The 16,942-nt window shown below is 68.1% G+C and carries 12 protein-coding genes; all 12 read left to right on the top strand.

The features are described from left to right. Positions 1 to 2 precede the first annotated feature (2 nt). Positions 3 to 1,538, top strand: coding sequence for an anthranilate synthase component I (locus G6N34_RS12105; RefSeq protein ID WP_109788422.1), 1,536 nt, complete (start codon positions 3 to 5; stop codon positions 1,536 to 1,538). Beyond that, positions 1,531 to 2,211 (top strand): TIGR02234 family membrane protein, encoded by a 681-nt coding sequence (locus G6N34_RS12100; RefSeq protein WP_085151163.1) that lies wholly within the window; start codon positions 1,531 to 1,533, stop codon positions 2,209 to 2,211. Before G6N34_RS12105 ends, G6N34_RS12100 begins: the two co-directional genes overlap by 8 nt. A gap of 101 nt (positions 2,212 to 2,312) precedes the next feature. After that, on the top strand, positions 2,313 to 3,131 hold the full coding sequence (gene trpC / locus G6N34_RS12095) for an indole-3-glycerol phosphate synthase TrpC (protein ID WP_085151162.1): 819 nt from the start codon (positions 2,313 to 2,315) through the stop codon (positions 3,129 to 3,131). A 42-nt stretch (positions 3,132 to 3,173) separates the two neighbouring features. Continuing rightward, positions 3,174 to 4,442 (top strand): tryptophan synthase subunit beta, encoded by a 1,269-nt coding sequence (trpB, locus tag G6N34_RS12090; protein WP_085151161.1) that lies wholly within the window; start codon positions 3,174 to 3,176, stop codon positions 4,440 to 4,442. Continuing rightward, complete coding sequence (trpA, locus tag G6N34_RS12085) at positions 4,439 to 5,245, top strand: tryptophan synthase subunit alpha (protein WP_085151160.1); 807 nt, start codon at positions 4,439 to 4,441, stop codon at positions 5,243 to 5,245. The genes trpB and trpA overlap by 4 nt, the downstream gene beginning before the upstream one ends. Beyond that, the gene (gene lgt / locus G6N34_RS12080) at positions 5,242 to 7,167 is read left to right on the top strand and encodes a prolipoprotein diacylglyceryl transferase (RefSeq protein WP_109788408.1); all 1,926 of its coding nucleotides are present in this window, start codon (positions 5,242 to 5,244) and stop codon (positions 7,165 to 7,167) included. The genes trpA and lgt overlap by 4 nt, the downstream gene beginning before the upstream one ends. Positions 7,168 to 7,320: 153 nt before the next feature. Further along, positions 7,321 to 7,800, top strand: coding sequence for an NINE protein (locus tag G6N34_RS12075; protein ID WP_085151158.1), 480 nt, complete (start codon positions 7,321 to 7,323; stop codon positions 7,798 to 7,800). Beyond that, entirely contained in the window at positions 7,790 to 8,206 is a 417-nt protein-coding gene (locus G6N34_RS12070) for a DUF2752 domain-containing protein (protein ID WP_085151157.1), read from the top strand. The genes G6N34_RS12075 and G6N34_RS12070 overlap by 11 nt, the downstream gene beginning before the upstream one ends. A 191-nt stretch (positions 8,207 to 8,397) precedes the next feature. Continuing rightward, positions 8,398 to 12,981 (top strand): glutamate synthase large subunit, encoded by a 4,584-nt coding sequence (gltB, locus tag G6N34_RS12065; RefSeq protein WP_085151156.1) that lies wholly within the window; start codon positions 8,398 to 8,400, stop codon positions 12,979 to 12,981. Then, complete coding sequence (locus tag G6N34_RS12060; protein ID WP_085151155.1) at positions 12,974 to 14,476, top strand: glutamate synthase subunit beta; 1,503 nt, start codon at positions 12,974 to 12,976, stop codon at positions 14,474 to 14,476. The genes gltB and G6N34_RS12060 overlap by 8 nt, the downstream gene beginning before the upstream one ends. 77 nt (positions 14,477 to 14,553) lie before the next feature. After that, a complete protein-coding gene (gene pyk, locus G6N34_RS12055) occupies positions 14,554 to 15,972 on the top strand; it encodes a pyruvate kinase (protein WP_085151154.1) in 1,419 nt (472 codons plus the stop codon). Between the two features lie 30 nt (positions 15,973 to 16,002). After that, positions 16,003 to 16,896, top strand: a complete 894-nt coding sequence (locus G6N34_RS12050; RefSeq protein ID WP_085151153.1) for an acyl-CoA thioesterase II — start codon at positions 16,003 to 16,005, stop codon at positions 16,894 to 16,896. Positions 16,897 to 16,942 lie beyond the last annotated feature (46 nt).

The raw sequence follows: 16,942 nt of genomic DNA, 5'->3' as shown, positions 1-16,942 counted from the left end.
GCGTGCACGCCAACGCCAACATCGCCTTGACCACGACGCGAAACGACTTCCGCGCGCTGGCGGCCGAGCATCGTGTCGTTCCGGTCACCCGCAAGGTGCTCGCCGACAGCGAGACGCCCCTGTCGGCCTATCGCAAGCTCGCCGCCAACCGGCCCGGAACGTTCCTGCTGGAATCGGCGGAGAACGGCCGCTCGTGGTCACGCTGGTCGTTCATCGGCGCGGGTGCGCCCTCGGCGCTGACCGTGCGCGACGGCGAGGCCGTCTGGCTCGGCACCACACCGCAGGACGCACCCAGCGGCGGAGATCCGCTGGAGGTGCTGCGCGCCACGCTGACGCTGCTGGAGACCGCGCCGCTGGCGGACCTTCCGCCACTGTCGAGCGGCATGGTCGGGTACTTCGCCTACGACCTCGTCCGCCGCCTGGAACGGCTGCCGGAACTGTGCGTCGACGATCTGCAGCTTCCCGACATGGTGATGCTTCTGGCGACCGACATCGCCGCGGTCGACCACCACGAGGGCACCATCACGCTGATCGCCAACGCCGTGAACTGGAACGGCACCGACGAGCGGGTCGACGAGGCGTACGACGACGCGGTCGCGCGGTTGGACGTCATGACCGAGGCGCTGGGCCAGCCGCTGCCGTCGTCGGTGGCCAGCTTCAGCCGTCCCCAGCCGGTGCACCGCGCGCAGCGGACCGTCGAGGAGTACACCGGCATCGTCGAGAAGCTGGTCGGCGACATCGAAGCGGGTGAGGCGTTCCAGGTGGTGCCCTCGCAGCGGTTCGAGATGGACACCGACGTCGACCCGATCGACGTCTACCGGATGCTGCGGGTGTCCAACCCGAGTCCGTACATGTACCTCATGCACGTGCCCAATGAGGCTGGCGGCACGGCGTTCTCGATCGTCGGGTCGTCCCCGGAGGCCCTGGTGACCGTCAAGGACGGCTGGGCCACAACGCACCCGATCGCCGGCACCCGGTGGCGCGGCGCGACCGAGGAGGAGGATCAGCTCCTCGAGAAGGACCTGCTGGCCGACGAGAAGGAGCGCGCCGAGCATCTGATGCTCGTCGACCTCGGCCGCAACGACCTGGGCCGGGTCTGTGTGCCCGGCACGGTGCGGGTCGAGGACTACAGCCACATCGAGCGCTACAGCCACGTCATGCATCTGGTGTCGACCGTGATGGGGCTGCTGGGGGAGGGACGTACCGCACTGGACGCGGTGACGGCCTGCTTCCCGGCCGGCACCCTCTCGGGGGCACCGAAGGTGCGCGCCATGGAGCTCATCGAAGAGGTCGAGAAGACGCGCCGCGGCCTGTACGGCGGCGTGGTGGGCTACCTGGACTTCGCGGGCAACGCCGACTTCGCGATCGCGATCCGGACCGCCCTGATGCGGGCCGGCACCGCCTACGTCCAGGCGGGCGGTGGAGTGGTGGCCGACTCCAACGGTCCCTATGAGTTCAACGAGGCGTCGAACAAGGCCAAGGCCGTGCTCAGCGCCATCGCCGCCGCCGAGACACTGACCGTGCCGGGCGATGGCTGACACGCCGGAGCGCGGCAGCGTGCGCGGCCTCCGCATCGGCCAGCTTCTTCTGGTGGTCGCGGCCCTGCTGCTGTGGGGCGCCGCCCGGCTCACATGGGTGGTGCTGCACAGCTCCGACGGCCTGGGCCAGCCCAAGACCGTGGAACTGGCCGGTTCGACCTGGTCGACGGCCCTGCTGCCGGTCGCGCTGCTGCTGGGGGCCGCGGTCGTGGCCACCCTGGCGGTGCGGGGGTGGCCGTTACGCGCCGTGGCGCTGCTGCTGGCCGTCGTCAGCGCCGGGCTCGCCTACCTGGCCGTGAGCCAGTGGGTGGTGCCCGATGTCGATGAGCGGGCCGCACAACTGGCGCAGATTCCGTTCGCCGACCAGGTCCTCACCGAGCGCGAGTACGCCGGCGCGGTGTGCACGCTGGTCGCCGCGATCTGCACGCTGGTCGCGGCGGTGCTGCTGATCCGCTCCGCGACCGCGGGCCGCCGAACGACCAGTCGTTACGCCGCTCCAGGCGCACGTCGTTCGGCGGTGCAGACCGAATCCGCACAAGCCGAAACAGAAGGCGACGCGGCGTCGGAGTCCGGGCTCTCGGAACGGATGATCTGGGACGCCCTCGACGAGGGCCATGACCCCACCGTCCGGGAGACCGACGACAAGCCGGATCCGCCCGCAGAGGGTCGGTGACGCTTGCAGGCCACACAGCAGATACCCTTTGTCCAGCCATCGCGGAACGTGCACCAGCGCCCCGACGAGCATTCGCGGCAGTGCAGGAAGGAACGACTGGCATGAGTTCGGCCAACGTGCTCGACTCGATAGTCGAGGGAGTTCGCGCTGATGTTGCCGCTCGAGAAGCTCTCGTCAGCATGGAGGAGATCAAGGCCCGTGCCAACGCGGCCCCACCTGCGCTGAACGTTCTCGCCGCGCTGCGGGAGCCCGGCATCGGCGTCATCGCCGAAGTGAAGCGGGCCAGCCCGTCGCGGGGACAGTTGGCCAATATCCCCGATCCCGCGGAGTTGGCCAAGGCGTATCAGAGCGGCGGCGCGCGGATCATCAGCGTGCTGACCGAGCAGCGTCGATTCAACGGCTCGCTCGACGACCTCGACGCTGTCCGTGCGGCGGTGACCATCCCGGTGCTGCGCAAGGACTTCATTGTGCGGCCGTACCAGATTCACGAGGCTCGGGCCCATGGTGCCGACATGCTGCTGCTCATCGTGGCCGCACTGGAACAACCTGCCCTGGTGTCGATGCTGGACCGCACCGAGTCGCTCGGTATGACGGCCCTGGTCGAAGTCCACACCGAGGAGGAGGCCGACCGGGCGCTGCAGGCCGGCGCCACGGTGATCGGTGTCAACGCACGTGACCTGAAGACCCTCGAGGTCGACCGGGACTGCTTCGGACGGATTGCGCCGGGACTGCCCAGCAATGTCATCCGCGTCGCGGAGTCCGGGGTGCGCGGAACCGCGGACCTTTTGGCCTACGCTGGTGCCGGCGCCGACGCGGTGCTCGTCGGCGAAGGATTGGTGACCAGCGGCGACCCGCGTAGCGCGGTGGCTGACCTGGTGACCGCAGGCACCCATCCATCCTGTCCGAAGCCGGCCCGCTAGCTGGCCGAATGAGCCTCCGGGCGCGCAAGAGAGCTTCCAGCCATGGCTGAACACACCCGTAATGACCTGCCGCGCATGAGCGCTGCGGTCTCCGAAACCACGCGGCATGAGCCCGACGACCGCGGCCACTTCGGCGTCTACGGCGGACGATATGTCGCCGAGGCCCTGATGGCCGTGATCGAAGAGGTCACCGCGGCCTACGACAAAGTGCGCATCGACCGCGAGTTCCTCGGCGAACTCGACCGGTTGCAGGAGCACTACAGCGGTCGGCCGTCACCGCTGTACGAGGCCACCAGGCTGTCCCAGCATGCCGGCGGGGCGCGTCTGTTCCTCAAGCGCGAGGACCTCAACCACACCGGTTCCCACAAGATCAACAACGTGCTCGGGCAGGCCCTGCTGGCCAAGCACATGGGCAAGAAGCGGGTGATCGCCGAGACCGGCGCGGGCCAGCACGGCGTCGCGACGGCCACCGCGTGCGCGCTGCTCGACCTGGACTGCGTCATCTACATGGGCGCCGTCGACACCGCGCGGCAGGCGCTCAACGTCGCCCGGATGCGCCTGCTGGGCGCTGAGGTGATCTCGGTCGAGTCAGGTTCGAAGACGCTCAAAGACGCCATCAACGACGCGTTCCGCGACTGGGTGACCAACGCCGACTCGACGTACTACTGCTTCGGCACGGCCGCCGGTCCGCATCCGTTCCCCGTCATGGTGCGTGACTTCCAGCGCATCATCGGTATGGAGGCTCGCGCCCAGATCCAGGCCCAGGCGGGCCGACTGCCCGACGCGGTGACGGCATGCGTCGGTGGTGGATCCAACGCGATCGGCATCTTCCACCCCTTCATCGACGATCCCGGCGTGCGTCTGGTGGGCTTCGAGGCCGCCGGTGACGGCGTCGAAACCGGACGGCATGCAGCCACATTCACGGGCGGCACACCGGGCGCATTCCAGGGCTCGTTCTCCTACCTGCTTCAGGACGAGGACGGTCAGACCATCGAATCCCATTCCATCTCAGCCGGTTTGGACTATCCGGGGGTCGGCCCCGAGCATGCTTTCCTGCTCGACACGGGCAGGGCGGAGTACCGTCCGGTGACCGACACCGAGGCCATGGACGCCTTCCGCCTGTTGTGCCGCACCGAGGGCATCATCCCGGCGATCGAGTCGGCGCACGCGGTGGCCGGCGCGTTGAAGCTCGGCGCCGAACTGGGCCCGGGTGCCATCGTGGTGGTCAACCTGTCGGGGCGCGGCGACAAGGATGTCGCCACCGCGGCGAAGTGGTTCGGCCTGCTCGACGAGACGGCGGTGCAGTCGTGACCGGTGCTTCTCGGCTGGGCCCGATCTTCGAATCCTGCCGCCAGGAGGGCCGCTCGGCCCTGATCGGCTATCTGCCCACCGGTTATCCGGACGTCGCGACCTCGATCGAGGCCATGACCACCATGGTCGACGCCGGATGCGACATCATCGAGGTCGGCATCGCCTACTCCGATCCCGGGATGGACGGCCCGGTCATCGCCGCGGCCACCGAGACGGCGTTGCAAGGGGGAGTCCGGGTCCGCGACGCCTTCCGTGCCGTCGAGGCGATCAGCAACGCTGGCGGTCGCGCCGTCGTGATGACCTACTGGAATCCGGTGCTGCGCTACGGCGTCGACGCGTTCTCGCGAGACCTGGCCGCCGCAGGCGGACTTGGTCTGATCACGCCGGATCTCATTCCCGACGAGGCTGACCAATGGCTGGCCGCCTCGGATGCCCATGACCTGGACCGCATCTTCCTGGTGGCCCCGTCGTCAACGCCGCAGCGGCTGGCCGCCACGGTGCAGGCGTCGCGGGGCTTCATCTACGCCGCGTCGACCATGGGTGTGACCGGGGCGCGGGACGCGGTGTCCAATATGGCGCCGGAGTTGGTGGCCCGGGTCAAGGCCGTTTCCGACATCCCGGTCGGTGTGGGTCTCGGGGTGCGTTCGCGTGAGCAGGCCGCCGAGATCGGCTCGTATGCCGACGGCGTCATCGTGGGCTCGGCACTGGTGTCCGCACTCAGCGACGGTCTTCCCGCCGTGCGTGCGCTCACCGAAGAACTGGCAATCGGCGTGCGACAGAGAGTGACTGGGGTTACTGGGTGATCACATCGACACTGGCCTATTTCCCCAGCCCTTCCCAGGGTGTGTGGCATCTGGGTCCGTTGCCGATTCGGGCCTACGCGGTGTTCATCATCATCGGGATCGTGGCCGCACTGATCATCGGAGATCGACGCTGGGTCGCCCGCGGTGGTGAGCGCGGGGTCATCTACGACATCGCCGTCTGGGCGGTGCCGTTCGGCCTCGTCGGCGGTCGCATCTATCACGTCCTGACCGACTGGCAGACCTACTTCGGCCCCGGTGGCGCCGGACCGATTGCCGCACTCAGCATCTGGAGCGGTGGGCTCGGCATCTGGGGCGCGGTGGCATTCGGCGGCCTGGGTGCCTGGATCGGCTGCCGGCGGCGCGGAATCCCGTTGCCCGCCTTCGGCGATGCGATCGCGCCCGGCATCGTGCTGGCGCAGGCGATCGGTCGGATCGGCAACTACTTCAACCAGGAACTCTACGGCCGGGTCACCACCGTGCCCTGGGGCATGGAGATCTTCTATCGCAAGGACCCCTCGGGCGTCGTCGATGTGCATTCGCTCAACGGCGTCTCGACGGGGCAGGTGCACTCCGTGGTGCATCCGACCTTCCTGTACGAACTGCTGTGGAACCTGCTGGTTTTCGCGGCCCTGATCTACATCGACCGCCGCTTCAAAATCGGTCACGGCAGGCTGTTCGCGCTCTACGTCGCGGGGTACTGCCTGGGCCGCTTCGGCGTCGAACTGATGCGTGACGATCTGGCGACGCACATCGCCGGCATCCGGATCAACTCGTTCACCGCGACTTTCGTGTTCATCGGTGCGTTCGTGTACTTCATCCTCGCGCCGAAGGGCCGGGAGGATCCGGCCACGCTGCGCGGCAACGACGAGGAGACCCTCGTCGAGGAGATCGCCGAGGATCTCGCGGCGGTGGCCGCGACCACCGGCGTCGTCGCCGCGGCCACGGTGGCGGGTCGGGAGGACACGGAGGACACAGGGCCACCCGACTCGGTTGGCGCCGAACAGTCCGCCGCCGACGTCGCAGAGGTGGATGTCGAGGCGCTTGATGCCGTGGCCGTCGACGAGCCTGAGCCCGTGCCTGTCGAGATCGGTGACGACGACTCCGAGGATTCGGGGGACTTGGAGGCTGCAGACGCCGCTGCGGTGGCCGAGCTGGACGTCGACGCCGTCGAAGAGGCAGCTGAATCCAGCGAATCCGGAGCCGAAGCCGAGGACGAGCCTGAAGCCGAGGCTGAGGCTGTAGACGAGGCCGAGGACGAGGACATTCTCGAAGCCGAGGTGGCTGCGCCGGGGGTCGAGACCGAGACCGCGGCCGTCGCTGAGGAGGGGGATCTGATCGACGAGGATCACGATCCGGTCGACGAAGAGGATCTTGAGAGCCTCGACGAGTCGGTGGCCGTCCTCGCCGATGGGCCGGTGTCTGAGCAGGCCGAAGAGCTTGCGGCCGAAGACGCCGAAACCGAGGATTCAGCGGAGTCAGAGGTTGATGAGGCCGACGAGCTCGATGAGGTTGAGACCGCCGAGTCCGAGACCGCCGAGCCCGAACCCGACGCCGCTGAGCCTGAGGAACCCGTCGCCGAGGATCTGATCGACGAGGACCACGATCCGGTCGACGAAGAGGATCTCGAGAGCCTCGACGAGTCGGTGATCGCCCCCGCCGATGGGCCGGTGTCTGAGCAGGCTGAAGAGCTTGCGGCCGAGGAGCTTGCGGCCGAAGACGAAGAGTCCGATGACGACTCCGCCGAAGCTGAGCCCGAGCAGGTCGCCGTGAAAGCCGCTGTGGCTGATGAGGCCGCTGTGGCTGATGAGGCCGCCGAGTCTGACGAGCCCGCTGATGGCTCTGACGAACCCGCCGCTGAGGCCGACCAGGAGGAGGACGCCTCCGAAAGTGGCCGTCGCCGATGGTGGCGGCGCAAGCGCTGACGACCGTTCCGGTCATCTCGGCGTCTCGCCAGTCGAGTTCTACATGAGGGTCGTGATCGGTCCCGTTCAACAGCCCTGGCGTAGATCTCGGCGTGCGCCGAATAGATCTCGGCGCACCCGCGACCCCGAAAACCATCTGGCATCCTGGACACTATGACGGATCCGCAGCCCGGCCAGTATCCGGGCGATGGCTCGACACCGCAGGAACCCCCGCGGTTTCCACCGCCGCCCCCGCCGCCGCAGTACAGCGCGGGCAGCCACCAGGCGTATCCGCCGCCCCCGCCGCCGTCGGGCTATTACCCGGTCAGCGGCCCCTACGCAGACCCGTCCGCCCCGTACGGTCGCCACGCGATCACCGGTGAGCCGTTTTCGGACAAGTCGAAGGTGGTCGCGGGCCTGCTGCAGCTGCTCGGGCTCTTCGGCTTCCTGGGCATCGGCCGGATGTACCTCGGCCAGGTCGGCTACGGCGTCGCCCAACTGCTGATCGGCTGGATCGGCGGCGCCGTCCTCGGCATCCTCACCTGCGGCCTCGGATTCGCGCTGCCCGCGATCTGGGGAATCGTCGACGCGGTGCTGATCCTGACCGATCGGGTCCGCGACCCGCAGGGACGTCCGCTGCGCGATGGCACCTGACCGGATCGGCTCGGGGCGAGCCGGCATCTATGCGGCGCTGGGGGTCGGCGGGGTGGCCACCGCCGGTGCGCTGACGTACATCGGCCTGGTCGACCCACATCGCCCGGGCTCGGTCTTCCCACCGTGCTTCTTCAAGGCCCTGTCGGGCTGGGACTGCCCGGCCTGCGGCGGTCTGCGGATGACGCATGACCTTCTGCACGGTGACGTCGCGGCTGCGGTCCACGACAACGTCTACCTGCTGGTCGGGATACCGCTGTTGCTGGCCTGGGTTCTGATTCGCTACACCCAGCGCAAGAGGGTGTTCACCTGGTGGGCCGGCGCGGTGGTGCTCGTCAGTGCGGTGGCTTGGACCGTGGTGCGCAATCTCACTGGTTTCCCGCTGGTCCCGACCATTCTGGAGGCTTAGCGGCCCCATCCGGGCTGATACAATTGCCTCGCTGACGCGCGCCTTTTTCGCTGGGCTGCGCTTGGTATTCGTCGGGCCGATGCAGTCCCGGATGACAGATCGTCAGACTGCGGCAGGCCAGAAGAACTGAAACGCTGTGTGCGCAAAGGCTTTTCCGCCCGCCGTCGTCATGACCGCAGAGGTGGATTCGCATGCTGTTCTCGGCTTTGCCGGAAGCTCAAGGGCTTTATGACCCCGCGCAGGAGTCGGACTCCTGTGGTGTCGCCATGGTCGCCGACATCAAGGGCCGACGTTCGCATTCGATCGTCTCCGACGGCCTCGTGGCCCTCGAACACCTCGAACACCGTGGTGCCGCGGGTGCCGAGCCCAACAGCGGTGACGGCGCGGGCATCCTGCTCCAACTGCCGGTCGAACTGCTGACCGAGGTCGTCGACTTCCCGTTGCCCGCGCCCGCCGCGGACGGTGCCAACACGTTCGCCGCAGGCATCTGCTTCCTGCCCCAGAACCCCGTCGCCCGCCAGGCGGCCCGCGACCGCATCGAGGCGATCGCCGTCGACGAGGGCCTGGAGGTGCTGGGGTGGCGTGAGGTGCCGGTCGACCCCGACGGCGCCGACATCGGCATGACAGCCCTGGGCTGCATGCCGCACTTCGCGCAGTTCTTCGTCGCAGCCCCGGAGGGCGACGGCCCACGACTGTCCGGCATCGACCTCGACCGCCGGGTGTACCCGCTGCGGAAGCGGGCCGGTCACAACACCACCGACGTCGAAGAGGCCGGCACCGGGGTCTACTTCGCGTCACTGTCGTCGCGGACCATGACCTACAAGGGCATGCTCACCACGATGCAGCTGCCCAAATTCTTCCCCGATCTTCGAGATGAGCGCTGCCACAGTGCAATTGCGATCGTGCACAGCCGCTTCTCCACCAACACCTTCCCGTCGTGGCCGTTGGCGCACCCGTTCCGCTTCGTCGCCCACAACGGCGAGATCAACACCGTCCGCGGCAACCGCAACCGGATGCACGCCCGCGAGGCGATGCTGGCGAGCTCAGTCATCGGCGGCGATCTGTCCCGGCTGAGCCCGATCTGCACACCCGACGCCTCGGACTCCGCGTCGTTCGACCAGACCCTGGAACTGCTGCACCTCGGTGGCCGCAGCCTGCCCCACGCGGTCATGATGATGATCCCGGAGGCCTGGGAGAACAACGCCACCCTGAGCCCGCAGCGGCGTGCGTTCTGTCAGTTCCACGCCTCGATCATGGAGCCGTGGGACGGCCCGGCCTGTGTCACCTTCACCGACGGCACGGTCGTGGGTGCGGTGCTCGACCGCAACGGTCTGCGCCCGGGTCGCTGGTGGCGCACGATCGACGACCGGATCATCCTGGCCAGTGAGAGTGGCGTGCTCGACGTGGCTCCCGGTGACGTGGTGGCCAAGGGCCGTCTCGAACCCGGCAAGATGTTCCTGATCGACACGGCGGCCGGCCGGATCGTGTCCGACGACGAGATCAAGGATGACCTGGCGAACGCCCACCCCTACGGTGAATGGCTGCACGCCGGCCTGCTGGACCTCAAGACGCTGCCTGAGCGGACGCGGGTGCAGCCTAACCACGAGTCGGTGGTGCGCCGCCAGATCGCGTTCGGCTACACCGAAGAGGACCTGCGGCTGCTGCTTACGCCGATGGCGGCCTCCGGCGGTGAACCGCTGGGGTCGATGGGCACCGACACCCCGGTGGCGGTCCTGTCGCAGCGCTCAAAGCTGTTCTACGACTACTTCATTGAACTGTTCGCGCAGGTGACCAACCCACCTCTGGACGCCATCCGCGAGGAGATCGTCACCTCGATGGCCCGCGTGATGGGGCCCGAGCAGAACCTGCTCGACGAGACGGCCGCATCGTGCAGGCAGATCCTGCTGCCGTACCCGGTGCTGGACAACGACGAACTCAACAAGATCGTCCACATCAACGACGACGGTGAGCAGCCCGGGCTGCGGACGTCGGTGCTGCGCGCACTCTACGACGTCGAGCGCGGCGGTGAGGGGCTGGCCGAGGCGATCGACGACCTGCGTCGCCGCGCCTCCGAGGCGATCGCCAAAGGCACTCGCACACTGGTGATCTCGGACCGCGACTCCGACCACACCAAAGCGCCCATCCCGTCACTGCTCGCCGTCTCGGCCGTGCACCATCACCTGGTCCGCACCAAGGAGCGCACCATGGTCGCGCTCGTGGTCGAGACGGGTGATGCCCGCGAGGTGCACCACATCGCGCTGCTCATCGGCTACGGCGCCGCCGCGGTCAACCCCTACCTGGCGTTCGAATCGATCGAGGACCTGATCCGCGAGGGCGAGCTCACCGGCATCGAACCCGCGACCGCCGTGCGCAACTACCTCAAGGCGCTCACCAAGGGCGTCACCAAGGTGATGAGCAAGATGGGCATCTCCACGGTCGCGTCCTACACCGGAGCGCAGGCGTTCGAGGCGATCGGCCTGGACAAGGGTGTGGTCGACGAATACCTGGAGGGCACGGTCAGTCAACTCGGCGGCGTGGGCCTCGACGTTCTCGCCGAAGAGGTCAAGCTGCGGCACCGCCGCGCGTATCCGGAGAATCCGACCGAACGGGTGCACCGGCGCCTCGAGGTCGGCGGCGAGTACCAGTTCCGCCGCGAGGGTGAACTGCACCTGTACACCCCGGAGACGGTGTTCCTGCTGCAGCACGCGACGCGGACGGGCCAGTACGACGTCTTTGCGAAGTACTCCGAGGAGGTCGACAAGCTTTCGCGTGAGGGCGGGACGCTGCGCGGGCTCTTCGGCTTCAAAAAGGGTGTGCGCCCGCCCGTCCCGATCTCCGAGGTCGAGTCCGTCGACTCGATCTGCACGCGGTTCAACACCGGCGCCATGAGCTACGGTTCGATCTCTGCCGAGGCCCACGAGACCATGGCCATCGCGATGAACAACCTCGGTGGCCGGTCGAACAGCGGTGAGGGCGGCGAGGACGCCGACCGTCTCTACGATCCGCGCCGCCGCAGCGCGGTCAAGCAGGTCGCCTCGGGCCGGTTCGGCGTCACCAGCGAGTACCTGGTGAACGCCACGGACATCCAGATCAAGATGGCGCAGGGCGCCAAACCCGGTGAGGGTGGCCAGCTTCCGGGGTACAAGGTGTATCCCAGCATCGCCAAGACCCGGCACTCCACGCCCGGCGTCGGGCTGATCTCGCCGCCGCCGCACCACGACATCTACTCGATCGAGGATCTGGCCCAGCTGATCCATGACCTGAAGAACGCCAACGCGGCCGCGCGCATCCACGTCAAGCTGGTCAGTTCGGTCGGAGTCGGCACGGTGGCCGCCGGTGTGTCCAAGGCGCACGCGGACGTCGTGCTGATCAGCGGCTACGACGGTGGCACCGGCGCGGCGCCGCTGACCTCGCTCAAGCACGCCGGCGCCCCGTGGGAGATCGGCCTCGCCGATGCGCAGCAGACGTTGGTGCTCAACGGTCTTCGCGATCGGATCACAGTCCAGTGTGACGGCGGCATGCGCACCGCGCGCGACGTGATGGTCGCGATGCTGCTCGGCGCCGAGGAGTATGGTTTCGCGACCGCGCCGCTGATCGTCTCGGGCTGCATCATGATGCGGGTCTGCCACCTCGACACCTGCCCGGTGGGTGTCGCGACGCAGAATCCGGAACTGCGTGCACGGTTCAACGGCAAGCCGGAGTTCGTCGAGAACTTCTTCCGGTTCATCGCCGAGGACATCCGCGGTCACCTGGCCGAACTGGGCTTCCGCAGCATCGACGAGGCCGTCGGACACGCGGAACTGCTAGACACCGAAGCCGGTGTGGCGCACTGGAAGAGCCAGGGCCTGGACCTGTCGCCGATCTTCGGCACTCCGACTGACCAGCACGGGGCGCCGCTGCCGCAGAGGCGCAGGCTGCGCGATCAGGAGCACGGCCTCGAACAGGCACTGGACCAGACGCTCGTCGCACTGGCCGAGGGTGCACTCGAGGACGCACACAAGGTGGTGCTGGAACTGCCCGTGCGCAACGTCAACCGCACGGTCGGCACGCTGCTGGGCTCGGAGGTCACCCGCCGGTACGGCGCCGCGGGCCTGCCCGCCGACACCATCACGGTCAAGCTGACCGGTTCGGCCGGTCAGTCTCTGGGTGCGTTCCTGCCGCCGGGCATCACGATCGATCTGGTCGGCGACGCCAACGACTATGTCGGCAAGGGCCTTTCGGGCGGTCGCGTGGTCGTGCGCCCGCCGGACGACGTGCTGTTCCTTGCCGAGGACAATGTCATCGCGGGCAACACGCTGCTCTACGGCGCGACATCCGGCGAGGTGTTCCTGCGGGGCCGAGTCGGCGAGCGGTTCTGCGCGCGCAACTCCGGTGCGCTGGCCGTCACCGAGGGCGTCGGCGACCACGCCTGCGAGTACATGACGGGTGGGCGCGTCGTCGTGCTCGGCCCGACCGGCCGCAACATGGCCGCCGGCATGTCGGGCGGCATCGCGTATGTGCTCGGACTCAACCCGGCCAAGGTCAACACGCAGATGGTGGAACTGCAGCGCATGGAGGCCGAGGACCTGGCCTGGCTGCACAACGTCATCGCCCGGCACGCCCAGCTCACGGGCAGCACCGTCGCGAGCTCGGTGCTCGACGATTGGCCAAGGCGCAGTGCACAATTCACCAAGATCATGCCCACCGACTACCAGCGGGTGCTGCAGGCCACCAGGATGGCCAAGGCGGAGGGACGTGACGTGGACACGGCGATCATGGAGGCGACTCGTGGCTGACCCAACCGGCTTTCTGCATGTGCCCAAGATCGAGGCCGCCAAGCGCCCGGTCGACGAGCGCGTGGGTGACTGGCGCGAGGTCTACGAACGGCAGGACCCGCATGAGCGCGCCGGCGAAGTCAGTCAGCAGGCACGGCGCTGCATGGACTGCGGCATTCCGTTCTGCCACTCGGGGACCGCGGGCTGCCCTCTGGGCAATCTGATCCCGGAGTGGAATGACCTGGCGCGCCGCGGTCGCTGGGACGCCGCCAGCGATCGGCTGCACGCCACCAACAACTTCCCGGAGTTCACCGGCAGGTTGTGCCCGGCGCCCTGTGAGGCGGCATGCGTGCTGTCGATCTCGGAGGCTCAGACCGGCGGCAGCGTGACGATCAAGCGGATCGAGCAGACCATCGCCGACCAGGCTTGGCTCGACGGCATCGTGGAGTCTCAGCCCGCGGCCATCGCGACCGGTAAGAACGTCGCAGTCGTCGGTTCGGGTCCCGCGGGACTGGCTGCCGCACAACAGCTCACGCGGGCCGGGCACCACGTCACGGTGTACGAGCGCGATGACCGCCTCGGTGGGCTGCTCCGCTACGGCATCCCGGAGTACAAGCTCGAGAAGGACACCCTCAACCAGCGGCTGACCCAGATGCGCGCAGAGGGAACACGTTTCGTCACCGACTGCGAGGTCGGGGTCGACCTTTCGGTCGACGAGCTGCGCAGCCGCTTCGACGCCGTGGTCCTCGCCGTCGGCGCGCTGCAGGGCCGCGACACCGAGGTCGAGGGCAGGCACCTGCACGGTGTCCATCTGGCGATGGAGCACCTCGTGCCGGCCAACCGGGAGTGCGAGGGCGACGGGCCGTCACACCTCTCCGCGGCGGGCAAGCACGTCGTCATCATCGGCGGCGGTGACACCGGTGCGGACTGCCTGGGCACCGCACACCGCCAGGGCGCGGCGTCGGTCACCCAACTGGACTACAACCCCGAACCGCCGGAGGCGCGCGACGAGTCCCGCACGCCGTGGCCGACCTGGCCGCTGCTGCTGCGCACGTCCCCGGCGCACGCCGAGGGTGGTGCCCGCAAGTACGAGGTGGCCGTCCAGCGTTTCCTCGGCGACGACGACGGCAACCTGGCCGCGATCGAGATCGCCGAGGTCCGTGTCACCAGGGACGCCGACGGGCGGCGCAACATCACCCCCGTGGGCGATCCGCTGCGGCTGCCGTGCGACCTGGCTTTGCTGGCGATCGGCTTCGAGGGTGTGGAGCCGATGCCGCTGCTGGACGGACTGGGCCTGGAACGCAACCGTCGCGGCGCGCTGCCGTGCGGTTCGGACTGGCAGACCAGCACGCCCGGGGTGTTCGTCTGTGGCGATGCCCACAGGGGCGCCTCGCTCGTGGTGTGGGCGATCGCCGAGGGCCGCAGCGCCGCGCACGCCGTCGACGTGTACCTGATGGGGGACTCGGATTTGCCCGAGCCGGTGCGGCCCAGCGCGTTGCCGTTGGCGGTCGTGTAGGTGTCGGCCAGGCGAAATTCGGCCCCGCGATCTGTATCGGTCGAGATGGCCTCTGACTGCGACTATGCTGGCTCGTCGTGACCAGACGCGCCAAGATCGTATGCACATTGGGCCCCGCTACCGGGACTGACGAGAAGATGCGTGCGCTCGTCGACGCGGGGATGGACGTCGCCCGGATGAACTTCAGCCACGGCGACCATGCTGACCACAAAGAGGCCTATGAGCGCGTGCGCCGTGCCTCCGACGCCACCAACCACGCCGTGGGCATCCTCGCCGACCTGCAGGGTCCCAAGATCCGGCTCGGCCGGTTCGCCGACGGCCCGACGGTGTGGGAGACCGGCGACACCGTGCGCATCACGGTCGAGGATTGCCCAGGCACCCACGACCGGGTCTCGACCACCTACAAGCAGTTGGCCGAAGACGCGCAGCCGGGGGATCGTCTGCTGGTCGACGACGGCAAGGTGGCGCTGGTCGTCGAGCACGTCGACGGACCCGACGTCGTGTGCACCGTCACCGAGGGCGGCCCGGTCAGCAACAACAAGGGTCTGTCGCTGCCCGGTATGAGCGTGTCGGTGCCTGCACTGTCTGAGAAGGACATCGCAGACCTCGAGTTCGCGCTGCACCTGGGCGTCGACCTGGTGGCGCTGTCGTTCGTCCGGTCTCCGGCCGACGTCGAACTCGTCCACGAGGTCATGGATCGCGTGGGCCGCCGGGTCCCGGTGATCGCCAAGCTCGAGAAGCCCGAGGCCATCGACAACCTCGAGGCCATCGTGCTGGCGTTCGACGCCGTCATGGTCGCCCGCGGTGACCTGGGCGTCGAGTTGCCCCTCGAAGAGGTGCCGTTGGTGCAGAAGCGCGCCATTCAGATGGCCCGAGAGAACGCCAAGCCCGTCATCGTGGCCACGCAGATGCTCGACTCGATGATCGAGAACTCCCGCCCCACCCGGGCCGAGGCCTCCGACGTCGCCAACGCGGTGCTCGACGGCACCGACGCCGTGATGCTGTCGGGGGAGACCTCGGTGGGCAAGCATCCGCTCGAGGCGGTCCGCACGATGGCCCGGATCATCAAGGCCGTCGAGGACAACTCGATCGCCGCGCCGCCTCTGACGCACGTTCCGCGCACCAAGCGCGGCGTGATCTCCTATGCCGCAAGGGATATCGGCGAGCGCCTGGATGCCAAGGCACTGGTGGCGTTCACTCAGTCCGGTGACACCGTGCGTCGGTTGGCCCGCCTGCACACGCACCTTCCATTGCTGGCCTTCACGGCCCTGCCGGAGGTGCGCAGCCAGCTTGCACTGACGTGGGGCACCGAGACCTTCATCGTCCCGACCATGAAGACCACCGACGACATGATCCGGCAGGTGGACAAGTCCCTGCTGAACCTCGGCCGCTACAAGCGCGGCGATCTGGTGGTCATCGTCGCGGGCGCACCGCCGGGCACAGTAGGCTCGACCAACCTGATCCATGTGCACCGGATCGGCGAGGACGACCACTAGCAACTCGCGCCACCAGGAGACTGTCCCCAGATGACGACGCAGGCCAGCAGCGACTTCGAAGAACTGCTGGCAGTACTCGATCTCCGGAGAGCGGACTCGTCGGCGCCCGGCGTCGAGACCTTCTTCGGTTCACACCCGACGAAGAATCCGGTCCGCACATTCGGCGGACAGATGATGGCGCAGGCCTTCGTGGCGGGCAGTCGGACCGTGCCGGCCAACCTGCCGCCCAGTGCGCTGTCGGCGCATTACATCGCGGGCGGCGACCCGGAACAGGACCTCGAGTTCTCAGTGGTCCACCTCCGGGACGAACGCCGGTTCGCCAACCGTCGGGTGGACGTGACCCAGAACGGGGCTCTGCTGGGCACTGCGCTGATCTCGTATCTGTCCGGCGGCCGCGGCCTCGAGCACAACGTGGAGATGCCCGACGTCACAGGCCCCGAATGGCTGCCCAAGATCGACGACCTGCTCGCCGGGTACGAGGAGACGGTGCCGCTGTTCGTCAACGCGTCACGGCCCATCGAATGGCGCTACACCAATGACCCCGCCTGGATCATGCGCGACAAGGGCGCCAAGCTGCCCCACAACCGCGTGTGGATGAAGACCGAGGGGCCGATGCCCGACGACCCGGTGCTGCATCAGGCCGCGCTCGTCTACTCCTCGGACACCACGGTGCTGGACTCGATCATCACCACGCACGGCCTGTCCTGGGGCCATGACCGGATCTTCGCGGTCACGATGAACCATTCGGTGTGGTTCCACCGGCCGTTCCGGTTCGACGAATGGGTTCTGTACTCCACGACCTCACCCGTCGCCGCGGAGTCGCGGGGCCTGGGCACCGGGCACTTCTTCAACGAGGACGGCCACGTGGTGGCCACGGTGGTGCAGGAGGGCATCGTCAAGCACTTCCCGAGCCGCGACCGCTGATCGCAACCCGATGCGGCACAGCGCATCTGGGATGGATCGCGGTGGC

This window comes from Mycolicibacterium confluentis, from assembly GCF_010729895.1.
Classification (GTDB): domain Bacteria; phylum Actinomycetota; class Actinomycetes; order Mycobacteriales; family Mycobacteriaceae; genus Mycobacterium; species Mycobacterium confluentis.
Note: the sequence above shows the minus strand (reverse complement) of the source record. Positions and strands in the feature narration are given on the sequence as shown.